Source organism: Solibacillus sp. FSL K6-4121 (assembly GCF_038002585.1).
Lineage (GTDB): Bacteria > Bacillota > Bacilli > Bacillales_A > Planococcaceae > Solibacillus > Solibacillus faecavium.
This window is the reverse complement of record NZ_JBBOCS010000002.1, coordinates 501,908-515,480: the sequence shown is the minus strand read 5'-3', so window position 1 is coordinate 515,480 and position 13,573 is coordinate 501,908. Positions and strand designations below refer to the sequence as shown.

Annotated in this window: 17 protein-coding genes; 5 read left to right on the top strand and 12 right to left on the bottom strand. The window is 35.4% G+C overall.

Annotated features, from left to right (window positions below; all coding sequences use genetic code 11):
- Positions 1-303 precede the first annotated feature (303 nt).
- A complete protein-coding gene (locus tag MHH95_RS12055) occupies positions 304-756 on the top strand; it encodes a hypothetical protein (protein WP_340727764.1) in 453 nt (150 codons plus the stop codon).
- Positions 757-792: 36 nt separating this feature from the next.
- On the opposite strand, the gene MHH95_RS12050 is transcribed toward MHH95_RS12055, so the two are convergent.
- Positions 793-993 carry a hypothetical protein gene (locus MHH95_RS12050; RefSeq protein WP_340727763.1) on the bottom strand — a complete coding sequence of 67 codons (201 nt, stop codon included), beginning with the start codon at positions 991-993 and terminating at the stop codon, positions 793-795.
- Between the two features lie 99 nt (positions 994-1,092).
- Here MHH95_RS12050 and MHH95_RS12045 point away from each other — a divergent pair, with 99 nt between their 5' ends.
- Together MHH95_RS12045 and MHH95_RS12040 are read left to right on the top strand one after the other, a co-directional pair.
- Positions 1,093-1,416, top strand: coding sequence for a hypothetical protein (locus MHH95_RS12045; RefSeq protein WP_340727762.1), 324 nt, complete (start codon positions 1,093-1,095; stop codon positions 1,414-1,416).
- A gap of 77 nt (positions 1,417-1,493) precedes the next feature.
- A complete protein-coding gene (locus MHH95_RS12040; RefSeq protein ID WP_340727761.1) occupies positions 1,494-2,027 on the top strand; it encodes a GrpB family protein in 534 nt (177 codons plus the stop codon).
- A 66-nt stretch (positions 2,028-2,093) separates the two neighbouring features.
- Here the strand turns inward: MHH95_RS12040 and MHH95_RS12035 are convergent, their stop codons facing one another.
- The 8 genes from MHH95_RS12035 to MHH95_RS12000 form a co-directional block, all read right to left on the bottom strand.
- Complete coding sequence (locus tag MHH95_RS12035; RefSeq protein ID WP_340727760.1) at positions 2,094-2,876, bottom strand: MBL fold metallo-hydrolase; 783 nt, start codon at positions 2,874-2,876, stop codon at positions 2,094-2,096.
- A gap of 259 nt (positions 2,877-3,135) precedes the next feature.
- Complete coding sequence (locus MHH95_RS12030) at positions 3,136-3,297, bottom strand: hypothetical protein (RefSeq protein WP_340727759.1); 162 nt, start codon at positions 3,295-3,297, stop codon at positions 3,136-3,138.
- A gap of 158 nt (positions 3,298-3,455) precedes the next feature.
- Positions 3,456-4,091, bottom strand: coding sequence for a nicotinate (nicotinamide) nucleotide adenylyltransferase (nadD, locus tag MHH95_RS12025; RefSeq protein WP_340727758.1), 636 nt, complete (start codon positions 4,089-4,091; stop codon positions 3,456-3,458).
- Between the two features lie 52 nt (positions 4,092-4,143).
- Positions 4,144-5,610: a nicotinate phosphoribosyltransferase gene (locus tag MHH95_RS12020; protein ID WP_340727757.1), complete on the bottom strand. Its 1,467-nt coding sequence runs from the start codon at positions 5,608-5,610 to the stop codon at positions 4,144-4,146.
- A gap of 54 nt (positions 5,611-5,664) precedes the next feature.
- Positions 5,665-6,567, bottom strand: coding sequence for a hypothetical protein (locus MHH95_RS12015; protein WP_340727756.1), 903 nt, complete (start codon positions 6,565-6,567; stop codon positions 5,665-5,667).
- A gap of 119 nt (positions 6,568-6,686) precedes the next feature.
- On the bottom strand, positions 6,687-7,505 hold the full coding sequence (locus tag MHH95_RS12010) for an NUDIX hydrolase (RefSeq protein WP_340727755.1): 819 nt from the start codon (positions 7,503-7,505) through the stop codon (positions 6,687-6,689).
- Positions 7,506-8,240: 735 nt separating this feature from the next.
- Complete coding sequence (locus tag MHH95_RS12005; RefSeq protein ID WP_340727754.1) at positions 8,241-8,711, bottom strand: DMP19 family protein; 471 nt, start codon at positions 8,709-8,711, stop codon at positions 8,241-8,243.
- A 156-nt stretch (positions 8,712-8,867) separates the two neighbouring features.
- Positions 8,868-9,392: a dehydrogenase gene (locus tag MHH95_RS12000; RefSeq protein ID WP_340727753.1), complete on the bottom strand. Its 525-nt coding sequence runs from the start codon at positions 9,390-9,392 to the stop codon at positions 8,868-8,870.
- A gap of 222 nt (positions 9,393-9,614) precedes the next feature.
- On the opposite strand from MHH95_RS12000, the gene aspA reads away from it, so the two are divergent.
- Positions 9,615-11,039 (top strand): aspartate ammonia-lyase, encoded by a 1,425-nt coding sequence (gene aspA, locus MHH95_RS11995; RefSeq protein WP_340727752.1) that lies wholly within the window; start codon positions 9,615-9,617, stop codon positions 11,037-11,039.
- A gap of 52 nt (positions 11,040-11,091) precedes the next feature.
- Here the strand turns inward: aspA and MHH95_RS11990 are convergent, their stop codons facing one another.
- The 3 genes from MHH95_RS11990 to MHH95_RS11980 all read right to left on the bottom strand — a co-directional run bounded on the left by MHH95_RS11990 (position 11,092) and on the right by MHH95_RS11980 (position 12,667).
- On the bottom strand, positions 11,092-11,388 hold the full coding sequence (locus MHH95_RS11990; protein ID WP_340727751.1) for a DNA primase: 297 nt from the start codon (positions 11,386-11,388) through the stop codon (positions 11,092-11,094).
- A complete protein-coding gene (locus MHH95_RS11985) occupies positions 11,385-12,071 on the bottom strand; it encodes a DUF771 domain-containing protein (RefSeq protein WP_340727750.1) in 687 nt (228 codons plus the stop codon). Before MHH95_RS11985 ends, MHH95_RS11990 begins: the two co-directional genes overlap by 4 nt.
- Positions 12,072-12,223: 152 nt before the next feature.
- A complete protein-coding gene (locus tag MHH95_RS11980) occupies positions 12,224-12,667 on the bottom strand; it encodes an ATPase (RefSeq protein ID WP_340727749.1) in 444 nt (147 codons plus the stop codon).
- Between the two features lie 88 nt (positions 12,668-12,755).
- On the opposite strand from MHH95_RS11980, the gene pgeF reads away from it, so the two are divergent.
- Positions 12,756-13,517 (top strand): peptidoglycan editing factor PgeF, encoded by a 762-nt coding sequence (pgeF, locus tag MHH95_RS11975; RefSeq protein ID WP_340727748.1) that lies wholly within the window; start codon positions 12,756-12,758, stop codon positions 13,515-13,517.
- The last annotated feature ends 56 nt before the right edge of the window (positions 13,518-13,573 follow it).

Below are 13,573 nucleotides of genomic sequence, written 5' to 3'. Positions count from 1 at the left end.
AAGAAATATATCAATAAAGAAAATGAAGTAGGGTTTTATTATGCATATATTTTTATAGGATTTTTCAAGCGTTTCTTGCAGTAATTGTAGTCATTCAAGGTATTTCAGAAGGTAGGGGTATTGGCTATATTAGTTTCTTCTCGGCAGGTGTAGTTACATCAATCTGGATAGGAATTAACTCATTAATAAAATACAAAAAGAAAAAATTTGAATGATCCACCGACACACTAGTAACTTTTCAGATGATTTACACTAGTATTAAAGTTAGAATAATAGATAGTCACCTGAGATGGAGGGGAATTTATGCGTGTTTTCTTTATAATTAGTGTTTTCTTGTCAGGCTTAGTTTCACTTGGCGCAATATGGATTGTGCATCAAATGACTGCAAATTTCAATCCAGACGGTAGTAATCCAATGTGGAGTAATGGCAATCCTGGTTTGTTTTTTATGCTGTGGCCAATGCCGTTTATTTTCTACTTTATATTTTCAATGATCTTCGTATTTGAGAAGATCCATAATACATATAAAGTGAATAGAAGACGTTTTATTGCGGGTTATACCATACTATTTTTAGCCCTCATAAGTTTCACTTTATATCGAATAATAGATTTTAATAGAGTGGCTCAACCTTATTTTGAATATGAAATCGGCTACCTCAATCCTTATACAAATGATTTATTTTTCAATGTATGGACGTTATTAGCAGCACTATGTATTCCGGCTATCGTATCTTTTTATTTAGAAGGGCGAAAATAATTTTCCATTTGGCAGTAAAATTTTAAAACCTAATTCCTACTTAAATAGTTCGTATACTGCAGGAACCCCTAATCCAAGAAATAATGTAATCGCAGCAAAAAGTTTTGTTTGTTTTGTTAAACGTTTATCTTCCTCTTTTAAATATTCAAAGTAAGAAAGAATAAAGTAAAGACAGGCAGTTAGCATTAAAACCGAAAATACAGCTACACTGTTCCCAAGTACGTTTATTAATATCATAAATCATTTCAAACCCTTCAATATTTGATTACTAAATTATAGCATAAACCTAATCTTCTCTTAAAAACGAACAAGGTTGGTCCTACAGAGGTGATAAAGATGAGTACTGTTAAGTTGAAACACTTCCCTTTTTTATTAATGATAATTTCAGCAAGCTTTGTACTTTTTGCTTGTAATGCCGATTCCAAAGTGAAAGAGACATTTACCGGAACAATTGAAACAGTAAATGAATATGGCGGTATGAGAGTGAATATTGAGGAAGCAACAGAAAAAAAATTAGGTGGGCTTGTTGATGTAGGTATACCAGATGGTACAACTGAAAAATTTAATGTTGGCGATAAGGTAACAGTTGGATATAACGGTATGACTTTTGAAAGGGCTCCCGTTATGGTTCAAGCTATAACATTGGAAAAGATAGATTAAATTCATTTTGGATACTGCATTCTGATATATATTTTAGGGCAATGTATTTACTGAATTTTGGGAAGCGAGGGTTAAGTATGAAGTTAGGCTTAAAAAATAACGAGGTTGTCATTGTTCCGTATGCTCCTGAATGGAAAGATGAATTTAACAAAGCAAAAACGGAAATTCTTCAAACTACTCATTTAAAACCGAACCAAATTGAGCACATTGGAAGTACTTCTATTGAGGGGATTCGGGCTAAGCCGATTATTGATATTTTAATAGGTGTCGAAAGTCTGGCAGCACTTGATAAAACATTTTTCAAAAACCTTCAAAATGCAGGATTTTACAGGTTGAAGGTGGAAAGACCAAACGAAATTGTTTGTGCCAAGTTTACGGATGATACATTTGAAACAAAAACACATTTTATTCATATTGTTGAGTTGGAAAAGGAAAAATGGAACCAAATGCTATTCTTCAGAGATTATTTGAATACTCATAAAGATATTAAAAAGCAGTATGAAAATCTAAAAGAATCCTTCTTTAGTACAGAACTAAAAGGTATTCAATCCTATACAGATTATAAAGAGCAATTTGTACAATCTGTCTTTGAGCAAATGAAAAGTAAATAACTCCAATACAAAAGCATTAATCCAGAGTCACTTGAATTAATGCTTTTTGTAATTTAAATTCAATTTCTAAAATTGAACACTAAACCCTTTGAATGTATGTATGCCTGTTCCGAATTTTACTAAATCGTTTTCCCTCAAGTAGATGACCGCGTTTTTAACGTCTTCTAAAATATCGGGCTTAATGCCTAATGTATTATGCGAACCATAAATCATGTTCACGTTAGGGATTGTTGTAATTGTTTCTAATGAATTCACTAAATCTACTGGATTGGTTGTTGGATAAAAGGCATAAATTGGCGTCTCATCATATAGTAAATCGCCAGTAAATAAATAGCTTTTTAATTCATCATATATACAAATATGGCCTGGTGAATGACCGGGTGTATGATAAATAATTAATTTCCGATTTCCTAAATCAACAACATCGCCATCCTTTAATAATCCAGTAGGCTTTCCTGTATATGGCTTGTATGTATCTGGATTAAAGGTTTTGGGGATCGGAATTGTAATATCCCTTGCTGTATTTGCTCGAATCTGCTCTAACGACAATCCTACAATTCCATTTACTAACCAAGATTCTTCGTCTTTATGTACAAAAATACGTGTATATTCCCCATGACTTCCAATATGATCTGAATGTACATGTGTCGTAATAACATCAATTGGTAAGGCCGTTAGCTGGTCTGTAATTCTCTTCATACAATCAATACCTAAGCCTGTATCTATAAGAGCAGCTTTTGTTTCCCCTAATAATAAAAAGGAATGGACTTTTTCCCAATGACCTAATTCACTAATTGCATATGTATTTTTATCAATTTTCCGAACCGTAAACCAATCATCTTTTAACATGATAACTCCTCCTATCTATCCATTCCTTATTTTTGAAATTAGTTTAATGATAGCATTCCTAAACGCCTCATTTTATTTTTTTTGAAATTTTACTGTCTATTCCACAAATAGTTGCATTAAATTGTCAAGCACATATTTATCACTTCTTTTCAAGCATGTTTTTCACTTTAATAGCTAAAGTCATATTCCCAACCCCTACTGTTTATGGGTGATCGGAGTAGTCGTGTCAATATTAATGGGGAGTTAACTCAGTAATACACTACAAAAAGAGAAAATGATTTTGGATGATTTTTGTGACTATACGAGAAATCGCACCCAAACACTGCGTTGGGTACGATTTCTCATCGTTTGCTTTTGCTTGTTGGCAATATTGTTTTAAAACATCCACGCGTTTTCTAATTTCTTCTTTCACATCAATCACAGGTTTTTACTTCTAATGCCTTAATGATTTCTTTTTGTAAATTTCTCATTTGGTTTTCCTCCCAAATTTTAAAATGTATTTTTAAAATTCGCCACTAGGTAGGGACAATGTTTACAAACAGAAGATAAGATTTCCTACAAACACTATTCGTGCTATGGTCAATCCTTTTCCGGAACGAATCCGTATAATTGGTGTTCTTCGATGTATTTGTATACTTTTTCAGGCATATAGAATTTTGGGTGATGCCCGATTTCAAACTCATCCCGAATGTAAGAAGAACTGATATTGTTGTCTACTTGCCAATAAATGAAGTCAAAGTGTTCTTCGTATTTTCGAAGTAATTTATCTTTTGCAATGATTTCATGCATATCAATGTTTTCTCTTCGAATCACAACGAATTTATTTTCTTTTAAAAGGTCCTCTTTATGTGACCACTTTTCGCCACTCGCAATGTCGCGAAGCAAGTCTGCTCCCATTAAGAAATATAAGTCATGTCCTTTGTATTTTTCCATTTCTCGTAATTTTCGCATTGTGTTATATGTTTGTATATCCCACGGAGGTTGGTGCAATTCGATATCTTCGATTTCAAACTTACTATGTCCCTCGATGGCTAATTTAAGCATATTTACACGATGTTCATCGCTGACGTGCATATCTTTATCTTTTCGGTGATTATTCGAAGGCATTAAAAAGATTTTATCAAACCCTTTTCGTTCCAAGATTTCTTGAATAGTATTTAAATGCCCTGTTGTAATAGGGTCAAATGCACTTCCTAAAAATCCATATTTCGCCATGTCTTTTCCTCTTTTCTTTATAAAAACTTGGAAGGAGGGTTATCCCCCCCACTTAGTTATCAATCATTTCTTGCACTTTCGCTTTTACTTCTTCGATTTTTTTCATTTTGTTATCCCAACATTTTTGACTTAAATCAACAGGGTATTGTTCTGGATGTAATGTTCGTGTGTACTCATCCCAAAGTAATGTAAGGTTGTCTTTTGCATACACTTTGATTTCTTCAATGTTAGGGATTGTGTATACAAGTTCTCCCGCAACGAAGATATCTTCGTGGAGTTTTTTCGCTTTAAAACCCGTTACGAATTTTGAAATATAGGTATGAACGGGATGGAACATTTTTAATCGTTCTTCTTGTTCTGGGTTTTCTGTATCGAGCGCGATATAATCACCTTCGCTTTTCCCACTTGCTACATTAATAATGCGATAAGGTGTTTTTAATCCCGGTGTTGATACTTTTTCAGGGTTTCCTGAAATTTTAATAGTATCTTCAAATTCCCCTTGGTCATTTTCAATCGCAACCATTTTGTACACCGCGCCAAGTGCGGGTTGGTCATAAGCTGTAATTAATTTTGTTCCAATTCCCCATGTATCAATTTTAGCCCCTTGTGCTTTTAAGTTGATAATTGTATATTCATCTAAATCGTTTGAAGCAGTGATTTTTGCCTTTTTGTAACCCGCTTTATCCAACATTTTTCTTGCTTCTTTTGATAAGTAAGCTAGGTCTCCGCTATCTAAGCGAATTCCAACGAAATTGATTTTATCGCCCATTTCTTTAGCTACACGAATAGCATTAGGTACACCTGAACGAAGCGTGTCATACGTATCCACTAAGAACACACAATCTTTATGTGTTTCCGCATACTTTTTGAATGCAGTATAATCATCTTGATAAGTTTGTACCAATGCATGGGCGTGAGTACCAACAGCAGGGATGCCGAACTTTTTACTTGCACGAACATTACTCGTACCTTCAAACCCGCCTATATATGCTGCTCTTGTACCCCAAATAGCCGCATCTAATTCTTGCGCTCTACGTGTACCAAATTCGAACGCAACGTCTTCACCAACCACTTGTTTAATACGAGCCGCTTTTGTCGCAATGAGTGTTTGATAATTGACAATGTTCAAAATTGCCGTTTCGATGATTTGAGCTTGAGCAAGTGGTGCTTCTATTCGAATTAGTGGTTCGTTCGCAAAAGCCAATTCCCCTTCTTTCATCGCACGGATATCCCCTGTAAAACGCATGTTTGCTAGATAGTCTAAAAATTCTTTATCATAACCACCTTCTTCACGAAGATAGTCGATATCGCTTCCTGAGAATTTAAATCCTTTTAAGTATTGGATTACACGTTCTAAGCCCGCAAAAATTGTATAACCATTTCCGAACGGTAATTTTCTGAAATACACTTCAAAGATTGCCTTTTTTTCTGCAATACCGTCTTTAAAGTATGTTTCCACCATGTTAATTTGGTAAAGGTCTGTGTGAAGCGTTAAGCTATCGTCTTGATATTTTTTCATCAAAATTCCCTCCTAAGGTTTGTAATCATTAGGAGCGAGAAAACCCGCCCCCTGTTAAAGTGTCACTTCCGTAGATAACACACGTTGAATGCCATATGTTTTTTCTAATTCTTGAAATGCTTGTTCAGTTGTTTCTTCATATCCAGCAATAGGACTCGTACAGTCTTCTAATAAATAGATATTTTTCGTAAGTTCTTTGTTATGGTCATAAAATTCAACGATTTGACGAACCGATTCTAATACACAATGTGATTTCGCTTCTCCTGCGATAAAGATTTTATCGTAATTTTTAAGAGATAATAAGAACTCATTATTTTCGCCTTCTGCATAAAGAGAATATTCCGGTTTGATAATACCGTACATTTCGCTTAACGGGTCTTTTCCTTTGGTTATTTTTTGAATCGGTGTTTTTCGTACAATCGAATGGAAATGGATCATATTTGAGAATTGCCCTTCTAAAGCTGCACCGAATGTACCTTCAATACAGTGATATGTCCAAATACATAATTGCTTTTTACCGATTTTTTCAAGGTTCTCTACGTAATCAGCACTTGCTTTTTCGTAATTAATAGCTTTCCATTTACCGGTTTTTACATTTTCTGCTGTGATAATCGTAAATGGTTTGGGGTGATTCCCCTGTTCATCCACCCACCAGCAAGGATGGAAGATTTGGTGTAATTCATGCGTATCAAGAGATACTGCAATGTCGGTGATTTTTTCTAAATTTCGATAGAGGAAATGTGTTGTATTTTCAATATCTTTATGGGAATTTAGTACACCGAGTTCTCCGTTTTCCATGAAATCGTTTTGAAAATCGATACCGATAAATAACACCTTTTCTTTATCTTCAACAGAAGGTTTGAATTTTTTTGCTAATGTTAGTAAATCGTTAAGCTTCGCTGTATTCGCTTTTCCTATTTTCTCAATATGAACAATCTTTTCAAAATTTGTCTTCATTACATCCCACTCCTTTTTTAAAATCATTAATAACAATTCAGTAATTGTTAATTGTTTTTTATAAAAAATAATCGTTTTTAAATGCTAAAAATTGAAATTTGAAATTTTTGTCATCGAACTTAATTCCAAATGGACGGTACAGGCTCAACTTCTTCGAATTTGTACAATTTTGAAGGTCGTTTATTTTTACCTGTTGGTTCGGTTACTTTTGGATTCCCTTGTGCGTCTTTTGCTTCTTCAATGAAATCAAGTGATGGTGCTTTTCGGAAAAAGGCAGATTTTGTGTTTACCACGTTGTCATCAATCACTGCTAATAATACTTGTCGCAATTCTTCTAACTTGAATTCTACTGGTAAGAAGTTTTTTGCTACTGTTGTTTGTTGCATATCTTTTTTAACTGATGAAATTGCATCTTCGATAATTTGACGATGGTCGAATGCAATGTCCAATTTAAACACTTCATCAATCGTGAATAATTGCACTTCCGCTGCATCATCTGCTGCTCTTCGGTCTTGGATATGTTGTTCAGGTACAATCGCATAATGAGCGTTTGAAATAATCCAACCTCTCTTATCACGACCAAATGTATCGTACACGCCGAAATGTTTAATATGAACACCTTTAATACTTGTTTCTTCTAATAACTCTCGTTTCGCTGATTCAAAAGCACTTCCCTTATCCCCTTCAATTTGTGTGAAGCCACCGGGTAATGCCCACTTGTTGCCTTCAATATTCGGTTCGCCTTCTGCGTCAAGTCCAGCTCGTTTAATCAACATTAAAGCTAAGCAATATTTCGAACTTTTTTCATCTTTTGCTTTGTATTGTTCGTTTGGTAAAAGTGTAAAGATGGCGATGTCTGATGTGTAACCATCGGGTGTGCGGTATTTACTTGTGTCATAATTTTTTAATGCTTCTTCTTCTGAATGATACTTTGCCATTTTAAGTCCTCCTAAGTGAAAATATTCTTACTTGATATTACAAATCCGCTTTAAAGAATAAGTGTATGTTGTTTTATTAACAATTAACAATTTGTTAATTTAAATATAAACGATGATTTAATGAATTGCAAGAAAAAAATAATGTTTTTTCTTATGGTTACATTTAAGTGTGGAAATATGGAATACAATAATAATAAAAATGTTTCTAACACTTCAACTTTCCAAAGGTCAACAATAGGTGGAAAACCCTTTACAATATTCGGATAATAATAGTAACGTAAATTTTGTTCAATATAAGGAGCCAGCATAATCATAAGCATATCCTGTAATCTTAGCTCTTCAGAATCTTTTGCTGATTTATCTGACGAAACTGTTGTTAATTGAAAAGAAGTAATAAGAGCAAGGAATAGTATAAAAACAATTAAAGTCTTTTCATTCTTTTAGTGCACCTCTTGTATTATCCCTTTTTTCTAAGTAAGTTTGAAGGACATTTTAGAGAAACATAAAAAAACTGCCCGATTTTGGGCAGTTTGTATTTAAGAGTAATAAGCTTGTTATAACCATTCCTTCACATAAGCTATTAACCCAACAATCGCACCAATCGCGGCACCAAAAAATACAAAATAGCTCGTTTTTACTTCAGAGATGTTCCATTTATTATTTGTAGTGTTCATCAAAATTCCCCCTAAATAAAATATCATTGTGTTTATTTATGTATCGATAGTTGAAGAATACTCAATCCTCCACTACTTCAATCAAATCCGAATAGATCTCAACTAAATAAGTTTCCAATAAATCTCTTAACTCATCATCAAGCTTATAATACTCATCTGTCGCTTTTTCCACGACACTATAAAATTCTTCTTCTTCAATTTCATTATTTTCTAAAGCGACATATAAGCTCCACAACTTTTTACCATATTTTTTCTCAATCATCGCATAATTGTGAGCGCCGATTTCCTCAAGGACGCCAATTAGTTTATTCAAGTAATTATCTATTCCCATCTCATTAATTTCCTGTCCATACCACCTGAATAAACTTTCGTGTCCCCCACTTTCAAGTTCTGAGTAGTAATGATAGACAATTAATGCTTTATTTAAAATAGGGTCTTCTGATGACAAACTTGATTCACTTAAAACAGCCATTACAGCATTCGTGATATCTGTCTTACTTATTAAATCTTTTCTTTGTATTTTTGGTTTCATAGCATTCCCTCCAATTAATCTTGTACAAGTTCATTGTTGCCTTAATTGAAGTATACCTTTCCAAACCATAATTTGTTAACTATCCCCCCCGTACAATCCCGCTTCCTAATTTTTAGGGGGGCTTCAAGCGAAGAAACCCCTAGACACAAAATTATTCTATTGCAGTTTTTCTTGAACAATCGCATCATCTTCAAAAATTGTCCGGTTAATATCAATTAATTTTCCTTTTGTTGTGTTCGTCTTTTCCATCTTTATGACATAAGTATTTGGTAGTGCAATCTCCGTACATACAACATCTTTTTCTTTACGAATATCTTCAGGGTAATTTAACTTAACAATTAATGTTTCCCCTTCTTTTTTAACACTCTCGAATACTCTGCCACAGCCATCTGAATAAGCCGTTACAAATAACACTTCTTCTGTTTCAAAGTCTATTGCATGGACTGGATCAAAGTCGAATATTTCAGCCCATGTCAAATATAGTTTTTCATCCTGTACGATTGAAATACTTGAACCTACCTCTGGAGGCATGTAGTTCAACTGATGTAGTAGTTTATAGTCAATATTATCTTCCGCTGCATCTTCCCCACTGTTTTCACCTGAATTACCTGTTTGCTCACCTGTATTACAGGCAGCCAATAACATAATTAGTACAAACATGTATGGTAACCATTTCTTCATTGTATTCCACCTCATTTCTTTCTTAATTAGTCGCATGAAGCAGAAAAAAGTTTCGTAATTGACTAGAATCCGTTTATAATGAACTTCGTAAACAACTTTTTAAAGTTCACATGAACACGTCAAATAATCTAATTATTCAGCAAGTAAGCTTTTATGTTTTTTTGACGTATAATGTAATTGTTTATCCAACTATTACACCATTCTCTTGGAGGGTTCGTACAAATGAGTACACGTATTGAAAAAGACTTTTTAGGCACATTAGAAATTCCAAAGGACGCATATTACGGCGTTCAGACAACTCGTGCAATAGAAAACTTCCCCATCACAAAAATGACTATGCATCCGGAATTGATCCGCGCATTTGCCATTGTGAAAAAAAGCTCAGCACTTGCGAATGCAGCGATCGGTAAATTAGACGCAACAATTGCTAATGCGATTGCGCAAGCATCTGATGACATTATTAAAGGGCATTTACACGATCAATTCGTTGTAGATCCAATTCAAGGCGGCGCAGGTACTTCTATGAACATGAATGCCAATGAAGTCATTGCTAACCGTGCGTTAGAAATATTAGGGGAAGAAAAAGGTACTTATTCAATCATCAGTCCTAACAGCCATGTTAATATGGCCCAATCAACTAATGATGCATTCCCATCTGCTATTCATATCGCAACAGTCACAACTTTAGATAAGTTAATTATGGCGATGGAAGTAATGCGTGACAGTTTCATTCAAAAATCAGTAGAATTTGATTCTATTGTAAAAATGGGTCGTACTCATTTACAAGATGCAGTACCAATCCGTTTAGGTCAAGAATTTGGTGCATACGCGGCAGTAGTAGCACGTGATATTGCCCGTATTAAAAAAGCTCAGCAAACAATGCTGCAAATCAATATCGGTGCAACTGCTATCGGTACTGGTTTAAATGCAGATACACAATATATGAAATTAGCTGTAGAAAACATTGCTGCTTATAGTGGATTCCCATTCATTAAAGTAGATAATTTAATCGATGGTACACAAAATACAGATACGTACGCAGAAGTTTCATCAATGTTAAAAATCGCGATGATGAATATGTCGAAAATCGCTAATGATTTACGCTTAATGGCATCAGGTCCAAAAGCCGGTTTTGCAGAAATCCGTTTACCGGAACGCCAGCCTGGTTCGTCGATTATGCCTGGTAAAGTAAATCCAGTTATGCCTGAAGTGATTAACCAAATTGCCTTCCAAGTAATTGGGAATGATGTCACAATCTCTCTTGCTTCTGAAGCAGGACAATTCGAATTGAATGTAATGGAACCAGTGTTAGTATTCAACTTGTTACAATCAATCGAAATTATGACAAACGGATTTACAGTATTCACGAAATACTGCTTAGATCATATCGAAGCAAATGAAGCACGTTTACATGATTTTGTGGAGCAATCAATCGGTGTCGTAACAGCTTTAGCTCCTCATTTAGGCTATGAGCGTTCAAGCCAGATAGCCCGTGAAGCACTTCATAGTGGTAAATCTGTACGTGAACTTTGCCTACAATATAGTTATTTCACAATCGAACAATTGGATATTATTTTAAATCCATTTGAATTAACACAACCAGGTATTGCTGGGGAACGTGCTTTTGAGAAAAAAGTAATTCTATAATTATAAAAGAAAGCTCCACTGAGAAAATTTATTTCCCGGTGGAGCTTATTTTTTAACTAAATAATGTTTCCTTTGCTAAAGAAATAGCACGTTTACTTACTTCCAAACGATCCCCATCCGCATTTTTCTTAACGACATCATTTATTTCGTCAAAAATGGATTTTAGCTGTGCTTTCGGTTTTACACCAACCATCATTGGTGCTTTTTCGAACTCTTCAGTACGTAGCTTTTCCTGCTTTGGTGCGAATCCTTGCTCTTCTCCTATTTTCGGGAAGGCTGTAGTTTGTTGACTTCTTGGACGAGTCTGGTTCGTTAAACTTGAGCTACCCGTCCCAACAGATCGAATCATGAAAGATCACCCTTCTTTTTCCTACTTTTTTGTACGTCAATATCCGCGTATATTTCGATTTCCTGAAGTGCCTGATTAGCGAGTTGATCCGCTTCACCATTTAGTTTGCGGTCAATATATTCATAATGAGGTCGAATGCCAAGCTTTTGGAGCTTCGCATCAATTTTATCCGCCCATGTTGTGAGGACACTATCCGTTACTGCCCATTCGCCGTTCATTTCATTAATGACGACTTGCGAATCACCGTAAATCTTCACTTTTTGATGGTGGACACCCATTTCCTCAAGCTGTTCAACAGCAAGATTCAGTGCCGCATATTCCGCTTCATTGTTTGATGTTAAATACTCCGCCAGTCGGTTCGTGCGCAAACGATAGTTTTTCCCATTTTGTTTATAATAGACGACTATCCCTAAACCAGCCAGCTTTTCTTCCCTATGAAAACCGCCATCGAAATACACCTCTACTTCAGAAGGTTCTGTTTCGAGTGATTTTAAATATTTTTTTAGTTCTTTTAATGTCCATGTACTGTCATGCTCATCTGTCATCACAATGTGTTTTGTACGGCCCGTATTTTCCATATCCAGTACGAGCGTATAGGCATGTGCAGCAGGAATTGCCTCACTTCGCCATATGATTTCCTGCTTAGACTTAGTGATATAGTGCCATTCAATCGTCAATTCCAATCGGCTCTCCCCTTCCATCTGTCAGTTGCTATAATTCTTCTTTATAAAGTGAAACTTCAATCAGTGGGGTTTTTTGATCCCCCACTGATTGTTAGTTGAACCAATCGGGCTTTTACGGGTAGTTGATCTCCCGCATATCCTTTTCGCCCTGCTTAAGTTCCGAGGCTGGAGTCTTGCCTCTGCCGCGACGCTTTCGAGGCAGATAAATTACTACCCATTAATGCGGGAAAGAACCAGTTAATACACAGTGTACTAACCATTATGCCAACTATAAACGGTGGTGATACAAAAAGTAAAAAATCCGCACTGCCGACCGGTACTTTTAGAACCGTTCCGAAAACGATTGGCTGAAGCACACAAAAAACAAGACTTGTGTATAAAAGAGCACGTTTGCTGTAACGCTTGCGCATGATGTACATCACATAATACCAAGGGATGACGACAAAGAAGTAAATCGGCAAAACATAAACAATTATGGACACGGCCGTACCGAATGTAATTGCTTCATTCGCATAAGGTATTGCAACCGCTATAAAAACAATAACCGCCATTACATAAGGTAAAAAACCTGTCAAAATGATTTGCCAACTTTTCATCCGATTCCCCCTATTTCCCATCATTATACCAAACCCCATTTGCCTATACAAAATTTGTTTTTGAGGGTATAGTACAGGGGGTGATAAAATGAAAGTAAAATTTTATGAAAATAATGAAAAAAGAGTAATGGGTATTACACTCAAAGATTCAGCATTTGCCGAGGATAATAATATGGCCCTACATGTTTGCAAAAACGAAGCCAATATTATCGAAAACCGCCAGCAGCTCGCATCACTGCTGCAAACTGATTTATCAAGGTTTGTGTGCGCTAACCAAACACATAGCGCCAACTTCTTCCGCGTTGAGAAATCAGAAATTGGCAAAGGGACAATAGATAATTCTACAGCCATTTCCGATACCGATGCCCTCTATACGTATGAACCGAATGTCGTGATCTCAAGCTTTACTGCCGATTGTGTACCAGTCTTATTTTATAATGAAAAAACTAAATTAGTCGGTGCCGTTCATTCTGGTTGGCAAGGTACGATTAAAGAGATTACTTTAAAGCTACTCCAGCATTTAAAAACAGAGGAAAATTGTGATTTGCTTGATCTAAAAGTTTTAATCGGACCTGCAATTAGCCAGGAAAAATTTGAAGTGGATGCAGATGTGCAAGAGAAATTCAAAGCGCTCGGCTATGCGGATGAATTTATGTACTGGAATGAAGATACAGGTAAATTCCATATCGATAATCAGTTAACCGTGAAAAAGCAATGTATGCTCGCAGGTGTTCCTGAAGAGAATATTACAATTGACCGCATGTGCACGTTTTTGGATGATGAAGGATTTTCCCATCGCCAAGATCGCAGTATAGGCAGACATTTGAGTTTTGTTATGCGGAGAGAATAGATGAAGGATTTTTTTATTAGAACTTTTTGATTAGATATTAGAAAATTTAGTTCGGA

Bases quoted from the DNA above. Each gene is read 5' to 3' on its own strand.
- MHH95_RS12055 (WP_340727764.1), top strand. From the start codon at position 304: ATGCGTGTTTTCTTTATAATTAGTGTTTTCTTGTCAGGCTTAGTTTCA.
- MHH95_RS12050 (WP_340727763.1), bottom strand. From the start codon at position 993: ATGATATTAATAAACGTACTTGGGAACAGTGTAGCTGTATTTTCGGTT.
- MHH95_RS12045 (WP_340727762.1), top strand. From the start codon at position 1,093: ATGAGTACTGTTAAGTTGAAACACTTCCCTTTTTTATTAATGATAATT.
- MHH95_RS12040 (WP_340727761.1), top strand. From the start codon at position 1,494: ATGAAGTTAGGCTTAAAAAATAACGAGGTTGTCATTGTTCCGTATGCT.
- MHH95_RS12035 (WP_340727760.1), bottom strand. From the start codon at position 2,876: ATGTTAAAAGATGATTGGTTTACGGTTCGGAAAATTGATAAAAATACA.
- nadD (WP_340727758.1), bottom strand. From the start codon at position 4,091: ATGGCGAAATATGGATTTTTAGGAAGTGCATTTGACCCTATTACAACA.
- MHH95_RS12020 (WP_340727757.1), bottom strand. From the start codon at position 5,610: ATGAAAAAATATCAAGACGATAGCTTAACGCTTCACACAGACCTTTAC.
- MHH95_RS12015 (WP_340727756.1), bottom strand. From the start codon at position 6,567: ATGAAGACAAATTTTGAAAAGATTGTTCATATTGAGAAAATAGGAAAA.
- MHH95_RS12010 (WP_340727755.1), bottom strand. From the start codon at position 7,505: ATGGCAAAGTATCATTCAGAAGAAGAAGCATTAAAAAATTATGACACA.
- MHH95_RS12005 (WP_340727754.1), bottom strand. From the start codon at position 8,711: ATGAAACCAAAAATACAAAGAAAAGATTTAATAAGTAAGACAGATATC.
- MHH95_RS12000 (WP_340727753.1), bottom strand. From the start codon at position 9,392: ATGAAGAAATGGTTACCATACATGTTTGTACTAATTATGTTATTGGCT.
- aspA (WP_340727752.1), top strand. From the start codon at position 9,615: ATGAGTACACGTATTGAAAAAGACTTTTTAGGCACATTAGAAATTCCA.
- MHH95_RS11990 (WP_340727751.1), bottom strand. From the start codon at position 11,388: ATGATTCGATCTGTTGGGACGGGTAGCTCAAGTTTAACGAACCAGACT.
- MHH95_RS11980 (WP_340727749.1), bottom strand. From the start codon at position 12,667: ATGAAAAGTTGGCAAATCATTTTGACAGGTTTTTTACCTTATGTAATG.
- pgeF (WP_340727748.1), top strand. From the start codon at position 12,756: ATGAAAGTAAAATTTTATGAAAATAATGAAAAAAGAGTAATGGGTATT.